This window comes from Carnobacterium sp. CP1, assembly GCF_001483965.1.
In the GTDB taxonomy this organism is placed as follows: domain Bacteria; phylum Bacillota; class Bacilli; order Lactobacillales; family Carnobacteriaceae; genus Carnobacterium_A; species Carnobacterium_A antarcticum.
In genome coordinates, this window is record NZ_CP010796.1 from 726,738 (window position 1) to 748,176 (window position 21,439).

18 protein-coding genes are annotated in these 21,439 nt (G+C 38.3%); 3 read left to right on the plus strand and 15 right to left on the minus strand.

What is annotated here, in order from left to right; translation table 11 throughout:
• Positions 1–3 precede the first annotated feature (3 nt).
• Both NY10_RS03710 and NY10_RS03715 read right to left on the minus strand, forming a co-directional pair.
• Positions 4–1,734, minus strand: coding sequence for a glycoside hydrolase family 13 protein (locus NY10_RS03710; RefSeq protein ID WP_058918699.1), 1,731 nt, complete (start codon positions 1,732–1,734; stop codon positions 4–6).
• 123 nt (positions 1,735–1,857) lie between these two features.
• Positions 1,858–3,567, minus strand: coding sequence for a glycoside hydrolase family 13 protein (locus NY10_RS03715; protein WP_058918700.1), 1,710 nt, complete (start codon positions 3,565–3,567; stop codon positions 1,858–1,860).
• Between the two features lie 277 nt (positions 3,568–3,844).
• Here NY10_RS03715 and dsdA point away from each other — a divergent pair, with 277 nt between their 5' ends.
• Positions 3,845–5,215 (plus strand): D-serine ammonia-lyase, encoded by a 1,371-nt coding sequence (dsdA, locus tag NY10_RS03720; protein ID WP_058918701.1) that lies wholly within the window; start codon positions 3,845–3,847, stop codon positions 5,213–5,215.
• A 204-nt stretch (positions 5,216–5,419) separates the two neighbouring features.
• Here the strand turns inward: dsdA and NY10_RS03725 are convergent, their stop codons facing one another.
• The 3 genes from NY10_RS03725 to NY10_RS03735 all read right to left on the minus strand — a co-directional run bounded on the left by NY10_RS03725 (position 5,420) and on the right by NY10_RS03735 (position 7,926).
• Entirely contained in the window at positions 5,420–6,313 is an 894-nt protein-coding gene (locus NY10_RS03725) for a diacylglycerol/lipid kinase family protein (RefSeq protein WP_058918702.1), read from the minus strand.
• Between the two features lie 46 nt (positions 6,314–6,359).
• Entirely contained in the window at positions 6,360–7,310 is a 951-nt protein-coding gene (locus NY10_RS03730) for a LacI family DNA-binding transcriptional regulator (RefSeq protein WP_058918703.1), read from the minus strand.
• Between the two features lie 181 nt (positions 7,311–7,491).
• Positions 7,492–7,926: a Fur family transcriptional regulator gene (locus NY10_RS03735; protein ID WP_156413315.1), complete on the minus strand. Its 435-nt coding sequence runs from the start codon at positions 7,924–7,926 to the stop codon at positions 7,492–7,494.
• A 284-nt stretch (positions 7,927–8,210) separates the two neighbouring features.
• On the opposite strand from NY10_RS03735, the gene NY10_RS03740 reads away from it, so the two are divergent.
• The gene (locus tag NY10_RS03740) at positions 8,211–9,308 is read left to right on the plus strand and encodes an FUSC family protein (protein WP_058918705.1); all 1,098 of its coding nucleotides are present in this window, start codon (positions 8,211–8,213) and stop codon (positions 9,306–9,308) included.
• Between the two features lie 74 nt (positions 9,309–9,382).
• On the opposite strand, the gene NY10_RS03745 is transcribed toward NY10_RS03740, so the two are convergent.
• The 7 genes from NY10_RS03745 to NY10_RS03775 form a co-directional block, all read right to left on the minus strand.
• Positions 9,383–10,231 carry an SGNH/GDSL hydrolase family protein gene (locus tag NY10_RS03745; protein WP_058918706.1) on the minus strand — a complete coding sequence of 283 codons (849 nt, stop codon included), beginning with the start codon at positions 10,229–10,231 and terminating at the stop codon, positions 9,383–9,385.
• 408 nt (positions 10,232–10,639) lie between these two features.
• Positions 10,640–11,173 (minus strand): nucleoside tri-diphosphate phosphatase, encoded by a 534-nt coding sequence (gene ntdP / locus NY10_RS03750; protein ID WP_058918707.1) that lies wholly within the window; start codon positions 11,171–11,173, stop codon positions 10,640–10,642.
• Positions 11,174–11,449: 276 nt separating this feature from the next.
• A complete protein-coding gene (mutY, locus tag NY10_RS03755; protein ID WP_058918708.1) occupies positions 11,450–12,664 on the minus strand; it encodes an A/G-specific adenine glycosylase in 1,215 nt (404 codons plus the stop codon).
• A complete protein-coding gene (recX, locus tag NY10_RS03760) occupies positions 12,661–13,524 on the minus strand; it encodes a recombination regulator RecX (RefSeq protein ID WP_058918709.1) in 864 nt (287 codons plus the stop codon). The genes mutY and recX overlap by 4 nt, the downstream gene beginning before the upstream one ends.
• A gap of 135 nt (positions 13,525–13,659) precedes the next feature.
• Positions 13,660–14,844, minus strand: a complete 1,185-nt coding sequence (locus tag NY10_RS03765; RefSeq protein ID WP_058918710.1) for a general stress protein — start codon at positions 14,842–14,844, stop codon at positions 13,660–13,662.
• Positions 14,845–14,885: 41 nt separating this feature from the next.
• Positions 14,886–15,758 carry an SDR family oxidoreductase gene (locus tag NY10_RS03770; protein WP_058918711.1) on the minus strand — a complete coding sequence of 291 codons (873 nt, stop codon included), beginning with the start codon at positions 15,756–15,758 and terminating at the stop codon, positions 14,886–14,888.
• A 196-nt stretch (positions 15,759–15,954) separates the two neighbouring features.
• The gene (locus NY10_RS03775) at positions 15,955–16,929 is read right to left on the minus strand and encodes a YflT domain-containing protein (RefSeq protein ID WP_058918712.1); all 975 of its coding nucleotides are present in this window, start codon (positions 16,927–16,929) and stop codon (positions 15,955–15,957) included.
• A gap of 440 nt (positions 16,930–17,369) precedes the next feature.
• On the opposite strand from NY10_RS03775, the gene NY10_RS03780 reads away from it, so the two are divergent.
• Positions 17,370–18,041 carry a deoxynucleoside kinase gene (locus tag NY10_RS03780; RefSeq protein ID WP_058918713.1) on the plus strand — a complete coding sequence of 224 codons (672 nt, stop codon included), beginning with the start codon at positions 17,370–17,372 and terminating at the stop codon, positions 18,039–18,041.
• Positions 18,042–18,066: 25 nt separating this feature from the next.
• Here NY10_RS03780 and NY10_RS03785 read toward each other — a convergent pair whose 3' ends face one another.
• The 3 genes from NY10_RS03785 to NY10_RS03795 form a co-directional block, all read right to left on the minus strand.
• A complete protein-coding gene (locus NY10_RS03785) occupies positions 18,067–18,630 on the minus strand; it encodes a hypothetical protein (RefSeq protein ID WP_058918714.1) in 564 nt (187 codons plus the stop codon).
• A 141-nt stretch (positions 18,631–18,771) separates the two neighbouring features.
• Positions 18,772–20,184: a dihydrolipoyl dehydrogenase gene (gene lpdA / locus NY10_RS03790; RefSeq protein WP_058918715.1), complete on the minus strand. Its 1,413-nt coding sequence runs from the start codon at positions 20,182–20,184 to the stop codon at positions 18,772–18,774.
• Between the two features lie 176 nt (positions 20,185–20,360).
• Positions 20,361–21,344: a glycosyltransferase family 2 protein gene (locus tag NY10_RS03795; protein WP_058918716.1), complete on the minus strand. Its 984-nt coding sequence runs from the start codon at positions 21,342–21,344 to the stop codon at positions 20,361–20,363.
• Between the last annotated feature and the right edge of the window lie 95 nt (positions 21,345–21,439).

Consider the following 21,439-nt stretch of genomic DNA (forward strand, 5'->3'; position numbering starts at 1 on the left):
TTGCTAAAAAGTATTGATTCGTTGCTCTTCAGTTAATTCATCCGCTTCTGAAGGCTCAAAGACTAAGACTACCGCCCCATAAGGAGCTAGTTGACCACGATGACCTTCTAACGAATTGTGTTCATTTGCCAGCAAAACTGTAAAATCTTCTTTGGTAAACCGGTCATCATCGAAAAATAGCGGCTGATCTGTAAGGTTGCAGCATACTAGGGCTGTTTGATTCCCCAAAGTGCGTTCATAACAATACAGATGATCACTTGTTTTTATTAACTTAAAGATTCCTTTAGTGAATAAAGGGGTTTGTTTGTATTTCAATAGCTTACGATAATAATGCAAAATACTATTTTCATCTGCTTCTTGTGCAGCTACATGATAACCCGCTTCTTGGTTAACACCGCTCCATGGAGGCACTTCTGAAAAGCCGGCAAACGAAGTATCGTCCCATTGCATGACTCCTCTGCTCGCGTCTTTACTCGTGGCATTTAATTCACGTAAAATATGTTCATGAGAATAGCCTAAAGCTAAAGCTCTTTCATAAAATCCTTTAGCTTCCGGGGCGGCAAATTCATGGATCGTTGGGATTTCTAAATTTTTCATTCCAATTTCTTCGCCGTTTAAAATAAAGGGCATCCCTTTTTGCAGATACATCAACGTGGCTAACATTTTACTGCTGTTGTCACGGTAGTTGACGCTATCGCCAAAACGCGAAACGGCACGAGCCATATCGTGATTGTTCCAATACAATGTAGGCCCGCCAAAATCCGCTAGTTTTGATTGCCACTCCACCATCGTTTCCTTAAAAGCCTTGATATCTAGTTTACCCGACTGCATCGTTAGCGGCAGACGACTATCTTTTCTAGCATCTTCTTCTGGGAAATAACGAAACGTAATCACGGCATCACAAGCTTCATTAGCGGGATCAGAGTAATTGACCGCCAAATCAATATTGGCTGAAGCAGCTTCGCCTACTAGAAAAACATCTGGGTGGCGTTCGCGTAAAGCTTGGGCGAAGGTTTTCATATAATGATTCACTTTCGGCTGATTCGCATAATACTCTTCAGCTAAAACCAATTCCCCATCAATGACATTCGGCACATCGGGGTAACCATCAGCTTTATCCATATGAATAAATGCATCTAAACGAAAGCCGTCTATGCCTTTATCCAACCAAAAATTGGCATTATCTAACATAGCTAATTGAACTTCAGGGTTATCCCAATTCAAATCAGGCATTTCCTTGGCAAATAAATGAAAATAATATTGATCACCGGCAGGTTCTTTTTCCCAAACTGAGCCTCCAAAAAAAGAAGCCCAATTATTCGGCAGCTGACCATTTGTTTTGCCATCAGCCCAAAGATAGTAATCACGGTATAGATTGTCCGGTCCCTTTAGTGCTTCTTGGAACCAAGGATGCTGATCTGAGGTATGATTCAATACAAAATCAAAAATAACTTTAAGACCTTTTTGATGAGCTTTTTCAATTAGTTCTTCTACATCTTGCATTGTGCCAAAAATCGGATCGATCGCACAATAATCGGCGACATCGTAACCGTTATCAACTTGCGGCGAAATAAAAATTGGGTTTAACCAAATCATGGTTACGCCTAATGCCTGAATGTAATCTAATTGACTGATCAACCCAGGAATATCGCCTATTCCATCAGCATTGCTATCCTTAAAACTTCGCGGATACACTTGGTAAACAATTGCTTCTTTCCACCATTTCGTAGACATTTCTAACCTCCTAACTGTTTTATGCTTTCTCTGGTTTAAGAGTAACGAAAGACGTAAGCACTTACAATAGCAAAACGGTTGTTAGCGGTAACAAAAATAATCTTCTGTCGCCTAAAAAACTTGTTATTTTTTAGGCGAATCGGTTTCTTTTAAAAGAACAACGGCGCCATAAGGAGCTAATATGACACAATTGTTTTCAACATCATTGCCGTTATTTTGGATCAAAACGCGCCATTCTTTTTCAACAATACCATCTTCTTGCAACCTTTCTTCTGTATCGGAAAAATTACAAATGACAATCGCACGTTCATCGCCTAAAACTCTTTCATAAGAATAAAGGCTTTCTTTGGTTTCAAAAAGATGAAATGTTCCCTCTGTAAAGACAGGCATTTTTTTATACTCTAATATTTTACGGTAATACTCTAAGATGCTGTCAGGATTTTTTTCTTCTGCTGCTACATTGAATTTTACTTCACGGTTCACTCCGCTCCATGGGGCCATGCTAGAAAATCCAGCATACTCCGAATCGTCCCACTGCATTGCTCCTCGGCTTACATCCCGCGCCGTACTGTTTAACTCCATTAAGATATGCTCTTCAGTGTAGCCAAGAGCTTTAGATTTAGCATAAAAAGCTGTCGCACCAGGTGTTTCAAAATCTTGCGGATTTGTATGGTGCATGTTTTGCATACCCAGTTCTTCTCCATATAAAATGAAAGGGATGCCTTTTTGAAGATACATCAAAGTCGCCAGCATTTTACTGCTGTTTTCTCGGTAATTTTCAACTTCCCCAAAACGTGAGACTGCTCGCGCCATATCATGGTTGTTCCAATAGAGCGCTGGTCCCCCAAAAGGATCTAATTTCTTTTGCCATTCTACCATGGTTTTTTTAAAGGCTTTTTTGTCCAAAATAGCATGCTGCATATTAAACGGCAAACGCGGATCTTTTACCGAATGATCTTCTGGAAACAACATAAAGGAAATAACGACATCACACATATCGTTTTGGGGGTCTGAGTAAGTGACGGCTAGGTCCGCATTAACAGAAGCAGCTTCGCCTAATATAAAAACATCTGGTTTAACTGTGCGTAAAGCACTGGTTAAATCCTGAATATAATTTTTGATATTTGGCAGGTTTTCATTGATGAGTTGTGCAGAGACTAATTCTCCATCCCTCAGTGCCGGTTCACTAGGAAAATCATCTAATTTATCTAGATGAATAAAAGCATCTAGCCGGAACCCGTCCACACCTTTATCTAACCAGAATTTTCCGATATCGACCATTGCTTTAGCGACATTAGGATTGTCCCAATTTAAATCTGGCATTTCTTTTTTAAATAAATGAAAATAGTATTGGTTTCCCACCGGTTCTTTTTCCCAAACGGAACCGCCGAAAATCGAAGCCCAATTGTTGGGCAAATCACCATTGGGTTGAGCATCATGCCAAATGTAAAAGTCACGATGAGGGTTATCTGGTCCTTTCAAAGCTTCTTGGAACCAAGGGTGTTCTATCGATGTGTGATTTAAAACTAAATCAAAAATAATTTTTAACCCGCGTTTGTGAGCCTCTTCGATTAATTTTTCAGCGTCTTCCATTTTCCCAAAAATAGGATCAATAGCATAATAATCTGAAACATCGTACCCGTTATCGACTTGAGGAGATTGAAATATGGGGTTCAACCAAATCGCATTTGCGCCTAACCGCTGGATATAATCTAAATGCTGAATAACGCCTGCTAGATCTCCTACTCCATTCCCATCTGTATCTTGAAAGCTTCTAGGATATACTTGATAAACAATTGCTTCTTTCCACCACTTTAATTGCTGATCAACCATTTTTTACACCTCCGCCAAGATTTTGATTGTATTCCTCTATTTATCTTAGTTTAATCAATTTAGAATGAGATAGCCAAAATTATCTCTTTCGACATTCATCGAACTAGATGAACCAAAAAACAAGGACGTTAAAGCCTTCAAACAAGCCATTAAAGGTTTGATATCTAATCGGACGCAGTGTTTTCAATCTATAGATTTTGTTTTTTTCTTGTGTTATCCTTATGAAGTTAAAAGAACGTTTTTTCCACATAATGATAACCAATAAGGAGATTTACTCATGAAAACAAGTTCTATTTCCAGAAAATCAATAGCGGATTGGGAAAGCCGATTTCCATTGCTAAAAACGATCACTTCAGCCGATGAAGTCTTCTGGGTGAACCCTAATAAAGAAGATTTTAAAAAAGCTGCAGCAAAATCACCTTTATCAAAAGCCGATGTAGATGACGCAGATGCTCGCCTCGCACGTTTTGCAGCCTATCTGAAAATTGACTTTCCAGACACTGCACCAACTAATGGCATTATCGAATCGCCGATCACTGAAATCTCATCTATGAAAAACTATCTTGAACAAACATTTAAGACTTCTATCGAGGGTAACCTATGGTTAAAACGCGATGACTTACTGCCAATTGCGGGGACCATCAAAGCACGAGGCGCCATTTATGAAGTATTGAAACACGCTGAAGAACTGGCTTTGAAACACGGCATGTTGTCTTCTATCGATGAAGATTATGCCGTTTTTGCAAGCGACCGGTTCAAAAACTTCTTTGCCAATTATAAAATCGCGGTCGGAACGACTGGTAACCTTGGCATCAGCGTCGGAACGGTTGGAGCAAAGTTAGGCTTTGATGTTACTGTTCATATGTCGGTAGAAGCCAAACAATGGAAAAAGGACTTCTTACGCAGCCGAGGTGTAACGGTTATTGAGCATGAATCCGATTTTACCCAAGCAGTCACTAAGGGACGTCAACAATCAAAAATCGATCCAACCAGTTACTTTGTGGACGATGAGCATTCGCTTGATTTATTTTTAGGATACACCGTAGCAGCCAATCGGCTCAAAGACCAACTAAGCGAGAAAAACATTCTTGTCGATGCCGATCATCCTTTGTTTGTTTACTTGCCCTGTGGTATTGGAGGGTCTCCCGGCGGGATTACTTTTGGATTGAAACAAGTTTACGGAGATCACGTTCATTGTTTCTTCGCTGAACCTACCCATGTTCCTTCCATGTTGATCGGGTTGATCACTGGAGAATACGATAAAGTTTCAGTTAAAGATTTCGGCTTGGACGGTTTGACAGTTGCAGATGGTTTAGCAGTCCCAAGGACATCAGGTTTTGTAGCCAAAGTATTAGAAGATTTTTTCAGTGGAGCTTATACGATCGACGACCATATGACCGATCAGTTGTTAAGTGCTTTGATCGACCAAGAACAAATTTTTCTTGAGCCCGCTGCTTTAGCTGGTTTGCCGGGTGCCATTCGTTTGTTCCAAACAGATGCTGGAAAAGAGTATTTAGCTGCTAATCACTTAACTGCTAAAATGGCTAATGCCACTCATATCGCCTGGGCAACTGGTGGCAGTATGGTTCCTAAAGAGGATATGGATCGTTTTTATGAAAAAGGACGTCAAACGGTAAACTTGCATTAATTTTTGATCAGGCTTGTTCAGAAAATAGGATTACAACAATCAATGCTTGCATCAAATTGATCAGTGCGTTTTTAACCCAATAAAAGAACCAAACTATTCCATTTTCTTTCTCGGAATAGCTTGGTTCTTTTTCATACTCCTACCTTACAACAAAAAAGTGTTCCAACTGAAAGTTCAAATGCTAACCATCGATCAGCACTTGGATTAGCGATGAGGAGCAAAGATAGAAATATAATTATGGAAAACTTCTACCTCAATTGGAAAAGTCGGTCCCGAATCTCCATCAACGGTACAGACAAACGATTCTGTACCTTTTGTACTAAGAGTAGCTTTTTTAAATTTTTTCAAAAACAGCTTATTCGAATAGTCTTCGCTATCACGAAACAGCTCTGGAATAAGGGCAAGTTTCTCAACAGCGGTTGTTTCCCGCAGCCCCAACAGTTGTAAATAACCGTCGTCAATTTCAGCAGAAGAAAAAACTGTTCCAATTCCGGTAACTGAATTGCTTAAAGCGACTAAAACCATACTAAAACGCTCTTCCCAAGTTTCTCCGTCTACCGTTAGTTCAAAAAGAGTTGTGCGCTCATCATTCAGCGCTTTTAAACCTTGAAATACATAGGCCAACGGTCCGAACTTGGTTTTAGAATCGACATCTACTTCTTGAACCGACTCAGGAATAGGGCCAACTGAAACAGTGCTGACAAAATAAGTTTCATTCACTTTCCCAATATCGATTTCCTTTCGGATAGCGGTTTTCATTTCAGCAATCGCTTCTTCCGGCTGCATAGCAATGTCTAATGCCCGTGCGAAATTATTTACAGTCCCTAAAGGGATCACTCCCACACATGGACGATAGCCGTGCTTGGCTATTCCGTTGATTCCTTCATTGATTGTCCCATCTCCACCCATTAAAAACAGCGCATCATACTGTTGAGCAGCAGCTTCATCGGCAAACTGCATAGCATCTCCTGCTTTTGTAGTTACCTTTACCGTCATTTCATCAAATTGATTTTCTAATTCATTTTTTAATTGATCAACGTATTTTTTTGCTTCTTCACTACCTGATGAAGGATTGACCACAATCATCGCTTTTGCCATTTTGAACATCCGCCTTTTCAATTGGTCTTTTTTTATCCTTAGCTTTTCATTTTCTTGTGGTTCCTCTGCTAATCAAATCGGGTTGAAATAAAACTTCTCCTTGTGGAGCCCCTGCCTGTTCAATTTTATTTAGGAGCATCTTGGCGCATGCCACTCCCATTTCGATAACAGCTTGTTTGATTGTCGTTAATTGGGGAAAAGCAATTTGATCCAAGAAAACACCATCGTATCCAATGATGCCAAAGTCTTCAGGTATGTTTCCGCCCATCTCTACAATTCCTCGTTCGATGCCGATAGCTAACCGATCTGAACTGCAAACAAAAATAGTGTTTGGTGAGAACATCTCCCAATTTTCTTGGATAAATTGAGCAGCATAACGAGAACGATTTTCAAAACGATAAATTTTAGATGACAGCTGATTTTTTTTCATCGTTTCAGTGTACCCTTTTTCTCTGGACTGTTCAAAAAGTTCCTTAATATCGATCCCAATAAAAATAATGTTTTCGTAACCCAAATTAATGGCATATTGTGTGGACATAGCTGCTCCACTTTGATTATCAGAATCGACAAAATCATAGCCGTGGCGATTTTCACCAAATAAGACGACTGGCTTAGTTGCACGTCCAATCCATTCATAATCTTTTTCTCGAACACCGCACATGATGTAACCGTCACATGAACCAATATCAAAATTATTTTTAGTTACTAATTGCAATGAATAATGGCGAGTATCTAGTTCCTGAGCGATACCTGTCAGTAAATTCATATAATAAGGTTCAGTAGTATCCATCTCTTCTAAAATAAATAGTTTAATGATCTGGGTACGATTATTAGCCAATGCTTTAGCTGCCACATTAGGCCGGTAGTTCAATTCTTCCATCGCATTAAAAACAAGTACTTTCAGTTCATCGGTCACTTGTTCTGGATGATTGATGACTCGTGAAACGGTCATTTTAGATACATTCGCTTTTTTCGCAACATCGTTTAACGTTGTCATGCAGATTCTCCTTTTTTACGAAGCTCCTATTACTGATTAATCTTTTTTTGTTTTTTCAAGCGGTCTCTTCTGCTTTATTATCGCCTGTGTGAAAAGAAAAAACAAGCTATAGTGTAAACGGCTTTAATAAAAAATGTGATCCGACAGCAGTCAAAAGAATCAACTGCTGTCAGAACACGCTTTAATTTTTTACAACATCCAATTTTTCCTGACATTCTGGACAAATCCCATAAACTTCCATGCGGTGACGAGTCACTGTAAAACCGGTCAAGTTATGTGTAACTTCTGCAACATCATCCAAACCTGGATAATAAATATCTTCAATTTTTCCACAATTTTCACAGATAGCATGATAATGTTGCGTTGAAGCAAAATCAAAACGGCTTGATCCGTCACCATAGGTCATTTCTTCCACAAATCCAATTTTAGTAAAAAGGCGCAGGTTATTGTAAACTGTCGCTACACTAATATTTGGAAAACGCTCTACGAGTGAACGGTAAATTTCATCAGCCGTTGGGTGACTATGCGCTTCAATTAAATACTCTAGTACAGCATAACGCTGTGGAGTGATGCGTATGTTTGAAGCTTTTAACTTTTCAATCGATCGAACGACCATTTGATTAATAGCCAAGAGAGTTTTCCCTCCTTTTTTTATTTTCTGTAACATTCCCTTTAATTTCTTAAAGTTTTTCTGTCTTTCTTAATGATAACGTTTATCACTTAAGAATACAACTCTATGGTTTGAAGCAAAAAGAACTTTTATTGGCTTTCTTTCATAATAACTGCGAGATCTGCCAGTTCGCTTTTCAATAAAGCAAATCATTGCTATAATAGGAGAACTAGCATAAAATAAGAGAAAGAAAGATCAGGAATGATTTTAATTAGGAGAGGATATTTTTTATGAGAATTGGAGCAAGGACTCTGAAAACAGGCATTGCCATTACTCTTGCTTTAGCGATACCGTATTTTCTAAACATGCAGGGGGCTAGCGTTTTAGCAGCTATTTCGGCGATTTTTGCTTTACAGCCATCATTAAAGCGATCTGTAAAAACCTTGAAAGACAGAGTATTTGCCAACCTTATTGGCGGGGTTGTTGCCATTATTATGAACCTAACATTAGGCAATCACTTTATGTTTGTAGGATTAGCTGCGGTTTTATTGATTGCTATCTTAAATCAATTTAACCTTGGTCCGGTGATTGGCCTTGCAACTGTGACTTTGATCGTTATTATGATGTCGCCGGGTGACAATTTTATCTTGTCTGCTTCCATTCGAATCTTAGCGACATTTATTGGTGTTGTTATCGCCTTTTTGGTTAACACTTTATTGTTTCCTCCAAAATATGAAGAAAAATTGTATCATTTAATTGATTACACAACTTCTGAAATCATGAAATGGATACGGGCTAGCGTTCGGAAAAACATTGAGTATTCTATCTTAAAAAAAGATTTAAAATGGGTAAAGTCAGAACTGGATCGCCTAGATGTTTACTTTTCTTTATTGAAAGATGAAAGTACGTATGTTAATCAAAAGAAACGAATCCAAAATTTAAGAAAAGTTGTTGTTTACCGTCAAATCATTTCGACAACTAAAGTAGCTTACAACTTAGCTAAGATACTGCATCTCCACGAAAATTCTTTTAATCATTTCCCTGAAGAATTGCGTATCCAGATTCGGGAACGTTTAGAGACCTTGATGAGTGCTCATGAACAAATTCTATTAAAATTCAACGGGCGTGTTTCCCCAGATGAAGTAAACTTCATTGCTTATAAAGAATCATTAAGGACTAAATTAATGCAATCTTTTTTTGATGAAGCCAGTATGGAAGTAGAAATAAATAAAGACTATACACAAAGCAATGCTGTTATTCATATTATGTCAAGTATTTTAAAGTACGAAGAATATTTACTGCATTTAAATACTTTGGTCACTAGCTTTAAGGGAAATGATTGGAACCCCGAAACTCAAATTGACAACATTGAACACATTGAACAGTAGAAAAAATGATAGAACCAAAAAGGCTCAACTTCTGCTAAAAAACAGAAGTTGAGCCTTTTTTGATGTAAAAATGATTACAGACCGCTTGTGGTGTCAATAGGCGCATTTAATTGTTCAATAAATAGTTTCGAATAAATCTCCGCTCCTTGAGCATTCAATTGCTTTGCATCATCAGCTAATGTATCAGACAAATCTAAGTTATTCGTTTCCAACTCAGCTTCATATTCCGCATGCAGATCAAAAAGAGGAATAGCATTTTCTGCTGCAATTGTAATTGCTTGATCTAAATAGCTCGTATAATCTAAGGTTCTTGAATTGAAGTCTCCTTGGCGAATACTGCTTGGATTTGGCGTTACAAAAATGACCAGCGCCTCCGGCAAAGCTTTTTTAATAGCTTCATAAGCCTCGCTTAAATAGCTGCCAGAATCAGCCAAACTAATGTCTCTTACTTGATCTCCATAAACAGGAAGCTGAAAAAAAACGATATCTGAAGGTTCTTCTGATAAAGTTGCTGCAGCATTTTCTTCCAATAAACGGTAAGAGTCAAAATCTGGAAAAGGAACACGATGAACCGAGACATTTTGATTGGTTTGTTCCATTATGTAGTTCTCAACAGCAGTAGGCCATGTTTCATTTTCTGAAATATCTCCGTAAAAACTGACGGTTGCTGCTTGTTTTTTTAATGTAAGATAAGTCAAGTAATCTAAAACGGATAACTTCTCTCTTTTTTTCTCAAAATCTTCTAATTGCCCACCTGTATCTGCTGAAGATTCTTTTTTTGTCGAACTGTTAGCACTCGCTTCATTACCGGTTGGATCTAATAACTGAGCTTTTTGGTTTTTTTGGTAGTCCATCCCAAACCATATGACAGCAACAGTTAAACTAAATAATAATATAAGGGCAAAGCCTTTTTTCTTCGTCACGCATGATTCACTCCTTCATTTTTACTATTTCACCCGTTATTATACCACAGCTTAATTGTGTAAAGAAAGACACTTTTCTATATTCACTTACTCCTTAAAACGGTTCTTTGCCAAACCGTGTTAGTAGTTCTTAGAGGTTATAATTTTCTCAGGAATTTACGTGTTTGCTTATAGAAAGCCAAAGGACCTTCTGGAGCCCTGTCTCCAGTTTATCAAGCCTCTTCATGGCTACAAGCAGCCATTATCCCTCCGAAAATTTCAAGTTTGTAACATACAGTTATTTCGCTTACTAACTTCAAAAATGATAGAACTCCTTAAAACAGAAAAAAGGCACCTGCAGTAATAGAGGTGCCTTTTTCAAAAAAAATCATCGTTTGAGAATAACCATCTCATCCAGCAGAAGACCGTTTATTTGTTTGCCAATTGGCGATAACGTTTGTACCATAAGTCAACATATTCCTTAGAAAACGGACCTTTTTCTTCATTGATCCATTCAACTAAAGTTTTAACGTTTTCTTTTAAAATATGGTCGATATCATCAGGATAGCCCCACAATTTGCTATGGTCTTCGTACTCATCTACATCCAATAAACGTTTTTCGCCATCGGGAAATACCTTAATATCCAAATCATAATCAATATACTTCACTCCTTCGTCGTCTAAGGCGTAAGGCGAAGCAAGGTTGCAATAATACGAAATGCCGTTGTCGCGGATCATTGCGATAATATTGAACCAATAATGTTTATGAAAATAAACAATTGCCGGTTCTCTTGTTAACCAGCGTCGCCCATCTGACTCGGTCACCAATGTATGGTCATTGCACCCAATTAGAGATTGATCGCTTGTTTTAAGAACCATAGTATCTCGCCATGTGCGATGTAAACTTCCATCGTGTTTATAGCTTTGGATTGTGATGTATTCTCCTTCTTTTGGAACATGCATCCCTAACCCAACTTTCCTTTTCTCATAAACGCGTAGCGAGAAATTAATAAATAACTCCAGAGAGTGAATCAGTTCACTCGAACTCATTGATATTATATCACAAATTCATTCATTTAAATCAAAAAAGCTATTATTAAATGAAAGAAAGATGAGAAATCGTTATTTAAAGGGTAATAAAAAGGCTTATTTCCAAACAAGTGTTAATACGACAGCAAAATAAGCCCCATTAAGTAAAAAGACGCTTTTTCTACTTAAGGGGTTTAATTTGTTTGTTGATTATTTGTTTTCCATCTTTTCCAGATAACTTTGCCACATCTTCATTTGTGGGCCTGGAAATGTATAATCATTAAAATCATCGGGGTGCACCCACCGGCAATTTTCAGGTATTTTTATGTTTTCTTTTGACATTTGCCCGTAATAAACAGCGATGAACCACTTTAAGTGACTAAAAATATGCACTATTTCATCAAATGGCTGCTTCATCAGTGTCGGTTCAACGCGATAATGAGAATTCAATTCAGTCAATAAATTTGACAGTACTTGGTCTTGCTTCACTTCAGATTTCACTAAATGCAGTTTTCCTGGTTTAATATTTATTTCTTGTAAAACCGAACTCTCTTTTATTAAAGGAAAAATCCACATATTTGCCAACAACCCATTTGCAGGGCGCTTTTCCAACAGGAATTCATTCTTTTCATTTTTGATCAGCGCTCCAACATAATAAACCGGCTCAGCTTTTTTCTTTTTGCTCTTCACCGGATATCTTTCCCACGTCCCGTTTAAATAAGAAGCATTGAATTCAGCAATTGGGCTTAGTTCTGGATGATAATTTTTAGGCGTACAAATGCTTGAACCCAGATCCATAAAAGCCTGATTAAAATCGCCGGGTTTGTATGGGTCGATTAACTCCCGCATAACCGCTTCAAAAATTTTTCGGTTGCCAGGTTTTGCAATATCTGCATCAATTTCAAATAAACGACTTAATACGCGCATAACATTGCCATCAACAGCTGGTTCTGGTAACCCGAATGCCATGCTCGAAATAGCCCCTGCCGTATAAGGTCCAATGCCTTTTAATTTAATGATTTCTTTTGGATCGCGAGGCATCTCACCGTTATATTCTTCTGAGATTTGGATAGCTGCTTTTTGCAGATTTCGAACCCGCGAGTAGTAACCTAAACCTTCCCAGGCCTTCAATAACGTATCTTCTTCAGCTTCAGCTAAAGCTTGAATACTGGGAAACTTTTTCATGAAATTCAAATAATATGGAACGACAGTATCGACACGCGTTTGCTGCAGCATGATTTCCGATACCCAGATTCGGTAAGGATCGTTGTTGATGCGCCAAGGCAGCGTTCGTTTCTCTAAATCATACCAACTTAAAAGAGTTGCACGAAATCGTTCTATTTTTTCTTGCGGCCACATTTCAATGCCGTAAACTTCTTTAATCGTTTCTGCTTGCGCTTTACTTAATACATTTTCATTTTTCATTCTGCTTGATCTTCCATTTCTTTTTCTTCAATAAATTGATTGATCAAGTCACCAGCAAATCCTTTTTGAAACAGGCTGCTTTTGACTTTTTGTGCTTTTTTATACCCTTTCAATTTAGCTTGTTTACGCCAAATTTTATCTCCCTGTCTTTTGATTGCTGCATATTCTTCATCTTCTTCTTTTTCAACGGTTACTTCTTCTAGCACTTGTGTAATGATATCTGCATCAAATCCTTTTTGCATTAAATTTTGACGCAATTTATTATTGGTTTCGCGACTAGAATATTGCCCAGAACGTCGAATAACTTTTTCTGCTAACTGGACTCCGTTCTCAACCATTTGATCAAATGGGTATTGTTCGGCAGCTTTTTCAATATATTCTTCGCTGATCCCGCGTTTTTTTAATTCTTGTTTAATAACACGAGGACCTTTTCCTCCGACATTTGCACCAGTACGCGTATAACTTTCTGCGTACATCAAATCATCTAGATAGCCTTGTTCTTTTAATTGCTCAACAACTTCATCGGCAGCATCTGAAAAGTCATGTTTTGCTAAATCATCCCGCACTTCTTTTTCTGAGCGCAGTCCATAATTCAAATAGTTCAAAGAACGTACATATGCTTTTCTTGTTCCGTCTTCTGACTCTAATTCTTCACGAAACGCCTCAGAGACTTCCATCCCTTTGTGTAATGAAAACTTAATTAAAATAGCTTCATCCACTGGAAAAGCATATTCTTCATCTAAATAAATATTGTAGCGCCCTTTTCTTTTTTGTGTTCCTATTTTAGTTATTTTAGGAACAGAAGAACCCGCTTCTGATTTATTTGAGGAAAGGATTTCTTTTAATAAATCGTCTTTCATATTGATCTTCCTCCTCTATTCTTATCTATGCCATTATAGCATAAAAACATCCTCTAAACAGAACAGAAGTTTGGTTTGAGAAAACGTAAAAATGATGACGAGGTTCTCTTCGTCATCATTTTTACTGAAAATTATTTATTTTTTAAAATCATCCCGTAATGGATCAACGAAAGGTTGCCCAGTGATTGTACCACTATCAAAACGAGGCAAAGATTCAGAATCTTCAACGGCTGTTTCGCGAGCATTTTCTGTTTCAAAATCCGTTGAGTCTTTCGGTCTGCCTTGTAAAGGGTTGTCTGCTGGGTCGTACTCTTGCTTAAGAGTTTTGTTATTAGCTTTAATTGTTTCATCCTGTTCGTGAGGCTTAGTCTTTGAACCTGTTTTTTTATTTTCTTGAGCCGTTTCATCGATTTGTTTGTTTTCTTTGGTTATTTCAGGAACTACTGTATCGACGACCCCTTCTCTATAAGAAGGATCAGCTGCTAAATTGGTGACCGGCATCGTCGTCTCCGTTGTACTAGATACTGGTTCTTCTACAACCGTAGTTGGTTTTTCAGCCGAAATCTCATCTTCTTCTAGTGAAAACAACTTGTCATCATCCTCTTTAGTGCGTTTGCTGAGTTGTGTGTCACTATCATTGTAATGAGCACTCTCACCAGCAGGGTAAGAAGAATTCTTGACTATTCTTGTTCCGCTTCCTCCTTGACCAATCGGTGTTCCTTGTCTCGCTCGGCTAAACCCGCCGCTGGAGTCTGAGGGTTGATTATTTTTTCTGGAAAACGTTTTCGCTTCATCTGCGGTGGACATTTGTTCGCCTAAACGACTATCTTGATCATTGTAATAAGCGCTCTCACCCCTCGGTGAAGTCGTATTTACCACTGTTTTTTTTCCACTTCCTGCTTGTCCAATTGGTTTTTCTTGTTCTACCTTGGCAAAAGCTTCAGACAAATCAACTGGCCGATCGTCTAGATTGTGCCGGGTAGGAATGTCTTTTTTTTCTTCTACTAAAATAACGTAATTCCCCATTTTGATGGCATCGTTGTAACGCAATGCCGTTTGTTTATCGATACCGTAATGTTCCAAGGCTGCTGTTTCGTCAACATCGGTAAACATTTCTTTAAATTTTTCCCAAGCTGTTTTATTTCCATCAGCGGGAACACGATCGACTTCAACAAGCGTACGATTACGAATATTTGATTGATTTTCACGACTTGTGACAATCACTATGTCGCTCACTAAACGTCCTTCACTTAGTAACCGTTCTACTGCACCGATAGTTTCATCAACTGTCTGATATGAAGATTCTACTACTTTAGTCATCCTTTGATCGCTCCCATCATTTTTTTTATTTATTTATTGCCTTAACCGTTGACTACCACACCGCCATTTACATGAATCGTTTGACCAGTAACATAACTAGAGTCAGAGCTAGCCAAGTAGACATATGCCGGTGCTAGTTCATAAGGCTGTCCCGGACGTTCTAATGCGCCGTCTTTCCCCCAGCTTTCCAGTTTTTTTTCTGGAAAAGTAGCTGGAATCAAAGGCGTCCAAATTGGACCTGGAGCAACACTGTTGACTCTGATTTTTTTGTCGGTAACTTCTTTATTTTGTGAGAAAGAGCGCGTAAAGGAAACAATCGCTCCTTTCGTTGCCGAATAATCCAGCAAGGTCGAGCTGCCGCGGTAAGCCGTGATCGAAGACGTGTTAATGATCGAGGCTCCTTTAGGCAAATGAGGCATCGCTGCTTTTGTCAGGTAAAACATGCCAAAAATATTGGTTCGGAAAGTTCGGTCCAATTGCTCTGCGGTGATATCTCCGATTTTTTCCTGATAATGCTGCTCACCGGCATTGTTTACCAATACATCTAACGTGCCCCACTCAGCGATAAGTTTGTCGATGACTTCTTGAGCAAAAGCTTCGTCGCCGACATCGCCTTTATAAACTAACGCTTTTTGACCGATTTCTTGAATTCTATTTTTAGTGAATTGTGCATCTTCATCTGACTCAAAATAAACGATCGCTACATCTGCTCCTTCTTTAGCAAAAGCCAATGCTGCAGCTTGTCCGATTCCACTATCGCCTCCGGTAATCAAGGTTTTTTTTCCTTTTAATTTTCCTGCGGCTAAATAATCTGAGCTTTCTGTTTGTGGTGTTGGATTAACATTTTCACTTTCATCATCCATCAAATAATCTGCTTTAGGCTGTTGTGTCTTTACTTTTTCTTCTTCACTCATGTTTAATCCCAACTTTCTTTACCTTTATTTTCTCTCTATAGAATCATCGTAACAGATAAATAAAACGGATACAAAAAAGAACGCTTGTTAAAGTTTTGTTTTTTCTGTATTCGCTTCTTTTCAACTGCAGACTGCTCTTTGGTAAGCCTAATTTAAAAAAATGAGGCACGATTTTTTAATCGGCCTCAGCTTTTTATTATTTGCTTTCATCATCTTTAATTGTTTTTCCACCGGCGTCTTCATATTTATTACTGTAATAAGCATCGCTTTCCGGAATGTTTTTATGAGCATCCGGATGCTGTTCTTGCTTCGGTTCCGCATTCAAGGGCGAAGTCGTTGGTTCAGTATCTTCTCCAACCACTCCAGTACTGATGTTATCTGGGTAAACATGATTTCCTTCTTCTACTTGAACCGAATCCTCATCTCCTGTTAATTGCGGAAGAGTGTCTAGTGACTCACCGTCTTGAGTTGTTTCCTTTTCTGCTGGCGGTGTAGGATTTTTATCCGGCGAAGAAGCAACAGACGTTCCTTGTACATCTTCTCTAGCCGATTGTGCTTTTGTCGGATCGTATTGTTCTTCTTCCCCAGATACGGGTTTCATTGGTTCTTTTGTTGGCATCTTGCTGGGTTTTTCTTTATCTGTTTCTTCTGTTCCTGTCATAGCTGTTTCATGGTGGTTTTTCCCGCCAAGTCCAGGATCAGATAAAGCTTCAGTTGATCGATAATCTTTTTCTTCAGTAGAAGCCTGCTTTTCGGCAGCGCTGCCGTTCTCATTTCCATTTAAGACTTCTTCATTAACGGTTGACAGTTGATCATTATTGGCTGGAGCAGTACTATCTAATAAAATAATCGTTTCGCGGTTCTCTAACGCTTCGCTAAAATGTTCGGCAGCATCTTCGTCTACTCCGTATTCAATTAAAGGATTCGCTCCATTTTCGGCATTGTAGTTGCCAAAACTAAACGTTTCTTTGATTTTATCCCATAACGAAACATCTTCATCTGTTTCTACTGCTTCTACTTCTACTAAAGTTAAATCTTCTAATTCATCTTCGTGTTTATCATCCGTAATGATCAGAATTTCATCCGCTACATATCCTTCATTCAATAAACGTTCTACCGCTTTTACTGCTTCGTCTATGGATGTATAGGTTCCTTCTACTCGTCTTTCCATTATCTTCACACTCCATTTTCCAATTTTATCGTATTTCATTTAACCAAACAGAATAACTGTGGAAATGTTGTCTGATACTTTTGTAACTATTTACTATCCTTACTATTCATAATAGCAAAAATCAAAAAGGCAATCAAAGAAGAACACTTCAATCAACAGTTTTCACTGTTTTTCATTTCTCCTACCGCTGACAGGAAAGAATACACTATCAGCTTTATTCGCCTAGTCTGTGTTCCACTTCTTCTTTACTTATAAGAGAAAAGCGGTTAAGACATTTATGCCGCTTTTCTCTTTTTTCATTCGCCAAATTTCAGGATTTCAGAAAAAATAAATCTATTTTATCACCGTTTTAAACCGAACTTTTTCCCCTAAATATGCTATACTAATAGGTGCAAATTAACGAAGACGAGACCGGTCTTTGATAGGAGTGTGACCGTCAAGTGAAAGGGGAACATAAAGCTGTGATTGTGTTAGCTGGAATGATTGGTGCTGGAAAAAGTACTTATACAAAATTAATATCTGAAGCTTTAGGAAGCGAGGCTTTCTATGAAAGTGTCGACGATAACCGGATTTTAGAAAAATTTTACGAGGATCCAAAACGCTGGGCTTTTTCCCTGCAGATCCATTTTTTAAATAGTCGTTTCCGGAGTATCAAATCTGCTTTTCTACATGAAAATAATGTCTTGGATCGTTCCATTTACGAAGATGCTTTGTTTACGAAAATAAACCATGCAGAAGGCAATATGAGTGATGCAGAAATGGATACTTATTTGGATTTGTTAGATAATATGATGGAAGAATTAGATGGCATGCCAAAGAAATCGCCCGATTTATTGATTTATTTACGCGGGTCCTTGGATACTGTTTTAAGCCGCATTGAAAAACGCGGTCGTGTTTTCGAGCAGATTGAAGGAAACGAAGGGTTGTTAACTTACTACACCCATCTTCATGATCAATACGATGACTGGTTTAAAGCATACGATAAAAGCGCAACGATGGTGGTTGATATCGATACATTAGACTTAGAAAATCCTGACGATGCTGTGGAGATCATTGGACGTGTGAAAGCCCGGTTAAATGAAGTACGCTCAGAAGCTATGGTGGCTGAATAACTTTAAAAAGACAAAAGATGAACATTCATCTCTTGTCTTTTTTTGTCTTCTTATTTTGCAGCCAAACGCAACCAAACGTTTGCGAAGCAGGCAAGATAGCAGCACTTCGACCATGATTATCGTAAGCTTTAAAATAAAGTTTTCCATTTGGATCATAACCATAAGCATATACCACTACCCAATGGTTTTTATATGAACTGCCTAATAAACGTGCTGTTCCAACTGCAACGGGCAAAGGATCAGGACGATCCAACAATTCGACTACTTTTTTATCAGGGATAAAACTCATTCTCGCATGATAATCTGGATTGTATTTCAATACGACATTCAATCCATGCCAAAGGTCCCAAGGAAATGTACCGCGATAAGCAAAAGTTTCATCAATGACTGTTTTTAATCCGGTCAATAAAGACGTTTTAGATACATTAAGCCCATAAGTATGTAAGTAAACATCATGCAGCAGTACTGCACTGACATACGTTCCGCATATGCCCGGTTTTTGATTATTGATCCACGAACGGTATTTGTTAAAGCGAGTGGGTTTTAAACCTGTCCACTTTTGAGGGTGCTGTGTGTGTTTTTCTTTCATTCTGATGGTTCCTTTCCGCTTACACTTTATTCAAGTTTAACATGAAATAAATAAACGCATTTTATATTTTCAGTTCAACTCAACTCAAAAAAACACTGACGAAAGAAAGCCATTCTTTGCCAGCGCTAATGTTAACTCACTTTAAAAATGAATTGAAAATCCCATAGCCAATTCTGCAGCATCTGTCACTGTTTCAGAAAGAGTTGGATGCGCATGTACCGTACGGGCTAAGTCTTCCGCGACCATTTCCATATCAATAGCCAATGCCAATTCTGCGATTAAATCCGCTGCCCCAGCGCCCGCTACTTGTGCACCGACTATCTTTTCATCATCTGGGTGTAGAATCAGCCGAATAAAACCCGCCGGCTGGTTCAGCGATAACGCACGTCCATTTGCTTTCATAGGAAATTTACTAATCGTGTGCTTGATTTCACTTACTTCTGCTTCTTTCAACGTCATGCCTACAGTAGCTAATTCAGGTTCTGTATAAACGGCTACCGGCATCGCTTTCGCTTGAACTTTAGCATCTCCGCCAGAAATGATCTCTGCAACTAACTTCCCTTCGTAACTAGCTTTATGCGCGAAAGCTCTTCCGGGAACCACATCTCCAATACCGTAAATTCCAGGTACTGTAGTCTTTAACTGATCGGTTACCGTTAATTTACCGCTTGCGGTTAGTTCAACACCCGCTTTTTCTAAATTCAACTGATCGGTATTCGGTTTTCGGCCAACGGTCACCAAGACATAATCTCCTTCCACGGTGCTTGGAACACCACTAGCTTCGTAACGAATTATGACTCCTGTGTCAGTCTCTTCCGAATGCGCTGCAGTTACATTTGTAATAACGGTTACACCTTCTTCAACAAAGTTTTTTTTAACCAGCTCAACTAAATCATCATCAAAAAAAGAAATGATTTTTGGGTCTTTTTCTAAAATCGTAACTTTTGACCCAAAATTACTAAACGCTCCAGCTAATTGAGTTCCGACATACCCGCCTCCCAAAATAATCAGGTGTTTTGGGATTTCTTGAATATTTAATCCGCCTGTCGTATCAACGACCCGTTTTCCAAACGGAATGACATATGGTTCGTTTAAAAGTTCGACCGGTTTGCTGCCCGTAGCGATCACAGCATTTTCAAATTCGATTTCTTGTTCGCCTTCTGTCGTTGTGACGATTAAATTTTTTTGGTTTTTAAAAGAAGCCGTTCCTCGAATAATCTCGACGTTATTTTTTTTTAATAAGCCTTCTACGCCTTTCGTCAACGGTTTAATAACTTTATTGTCTTTCCATTCCTGCATTTTTTGAAAATCGATTTTAACATTGGTCGATCGTACTCCAAAAACTTCTGAGTGAATGGCTTCATAATAGCGATTGCCTGCTGAAACTAATGCTTTTGATGGGATACATCCGACATTTAAGCAAACCCCGCCGATATATTCTTTTTCAATAATAGTGATTTTTTGTCCTAATTGGGCTGCTCGAATAGCTGCGACATAACCTCCAGGGCCAGATCCGATGATCACCGTTTCTTTCTTTTCCATTATTGTTTTCATCCTTTCCGTTCTTACTATCGTTTAACCGAAAGCGAATTCAACACTTATTATTTATTATATCGTTTTTTACAACAAAAAAAACAATTCTTTTGCTTGCCCCGGTTATCAAGCAGTTCATAGTTCAGCTCCTATCTCCAACACAGTCACTACATTAGGCAACTAGCAATCGTTTGTTTTCAATTATCGTTATCATAGCTGGGTTGGTCTTTTCGCTTCAGTTTCCAAATAAGATAACTTAATTTTAAACTACTGCGCGCTACGAGATAATTCATTTGTAATTTTTTATCGTTTAACTCACTTAATTTATAATGATATAAGTTTTTTTTGAGATCATTTACCATCCAACCGTGGCTTATCTTTTGCTCATAAGCATACATTAATAACTCTAAATTAAAAGTCATGTATTGTTCTTTTAATTTGATCACATTGATTTCTGCCAAATCTTCACACAACTCTATCACTCGCGACAATGCAGTTAGTCCTGATAGATTTTCTTTATCTGTGATGAAAGAAGAAAAGGTAAACAGATATGGGCTCTTCACATAATGGTAATAAGGCGTAGGAGTATAGATGATTTTCTCGCTTTTTAAAAAACATTGGATACACATCAACAAATCTTCGAAAAGATAAATGGTTGGATCGAACCGCAGACTAGGAGGCTGTTTGAACAAATCCATCAAAAAGAGTTTGTTGTTCATAAACCCATATTGCTTCTTTCGGTTTAGTTCTTTTTGAAGCGCTTCTTCCCTCTGCCATTCAATAACTTGGTGCGGTCCAATATACTTGCTATTGCTGCCAAAGTCTTCTTCAATGTAGCCGCAAATAATAATCTCTGCTTGAGTTTTCAGCATCAGTGAAATCAAATTTTCAAACATCACCTCATCTACACGATCCATTGAACTCACAAAGCTTACATACTTTCCTTTAGCGATCAATAGTCCTGCATTATAAGCAGACGAAAGTCCATTTCTTTTTTTGTGAATGACTTTGAAACGAGAATCTGCCCTGGCAAAACGTTCGCAGATTTGCCCACTGGCGTCCGTCGATCCATCATCCACTAAAATGATTTCCAGTTTATGATAGGTTTGGTATCTTAAATCATTCAAACATTTTACAAGATAGTTTTCCGCATTATAAACTGGAACAATAATGGATATCATTCGTCTGCCTCCTTCAGTTTATTTTATGTAATCTTGCTCTGATAAAACACTAGCCATTTGATAAGACTGCAGCTTAACAAATGACTAGCTGCCAA

What these genes read in the sequence shown, in the direction of transcription:
- NY10_RS03710 (WP_058918699.1), bottom strand. Translation starts at nt 1,734, where the DNA reads ATGTCTACGAAATGGTGGAAAGAAGCAATTGTTTACCAAGTGTATCCG.
- NY10_RS03715 (WP_058918700.1), bottom strand. Translation starts at nt 3,567, where the DNA reads ATGGTTGATCAGCAATTAAAGTGGTGGAAAGAAGCAATTGTTTATCAA.
- dsdA (WP_058918701.1), top strand. Translation starts at nt 3,845, where the DNA reads ATGAAAACAAGTTCTATTTCCAGAAAATCAATAGCGGATTGGGAAAGC.
- NY10_RS03725 (WP_058918702.1), bottom strand. Translation starts at nt 6,313, where the DNA reads ATGGCAAAAGCGATGATTGTGGTCAATCCTTCATCAGGTAGTGAAGAA.
- NY10_RS03730 (WP_058918703.1), bottom strand. Translation starts at nt 7,310, where the DNA reads ATGACAACGTTAAACGATGTTGCGAAAAAAGCGAATGTATCTAAAATG.
- NY10_RS03735 (WP_156413315.1), bottom strand. Translation starts at nt 7,926, where the DNA reads ATGGTCGTTCGATCGATTGAAAAGTTAAAAGCTTCAAACATACGCATC.
- NY10_RS03740 (WP_058918705.1), top strand. Translation starts at nt 8,211, where the DNA reads ATGAGAATTGGAGCAAGGACTCTGAAAACAGGCATTGCCATTACTCTT.
- ntdP (WP_058918707.1), bottom strand. Translation starts at nt 11,173, where the DNA reads ATGCATGTTCCAAAAGAAGGAGAATACATCACAATCCAAAGCTATAAA.
- mutY (WP_058918708.1), bottom strand. Translation starts at nt 12,664, where the DNA reads ATGAAAAATGAAAATGTATTAAGTAAAGCGCAAGCAGAAACGATTAAA.
- recX (WP_058918709.1), bottom strand. Translation starts at nt 13,524, where the DNA reads ATGAAAGACGATTTATTAAAAGAAATCCTTTCCTCAAATAAATCAGAA.
- NY10_RS03765 (WP_058918710.1), bottom strand. Translation starts at nt 14,844, where the DNA reads ATGACTAAAGTAGTAGAATCTTCATATCAGACAGTTGATGAAACTATC.
- NY10_RS03770 (WP_058918711.1), bottom strand. Translation starts at nt 15,758, where the DNA reads ATGAGTGAAGAAGAAAAAGTAAAGACACAACAGCCTAAAGCAGATTAT.
- NY10_RS03775 (WP_058918712.1), bottom strand. Translation starts at nt 16,929, where the DNA reads ATGGAAAGACGAGTAGAAGGAACCTATACATCCATAGACGAAGCAGTA.
- NY10_RS03785 (WP_058918714.1), bottom strand. Translation starts at nt 18,630, where the DNA reads ATGAAAGAAAAACACACACAGCACCCTCAAAAGTGGACAGGTTTAAAA.
- lpdA (WP_058918715.1), bottom strand. Translation starts at nt 20,184, where the DNA reads ATGAAAACAATAATGGAAAAGAAAGAAACGGTGATCATCGGATCTGGC.
- NY10_RS03795 (WP_058918716.1), bottom strand. Translation starts at nt 21,344, where the DNA reads ATGATATCCATTATTGTTCCAGTTTATAATGCGGAAAACTATCTTGTA.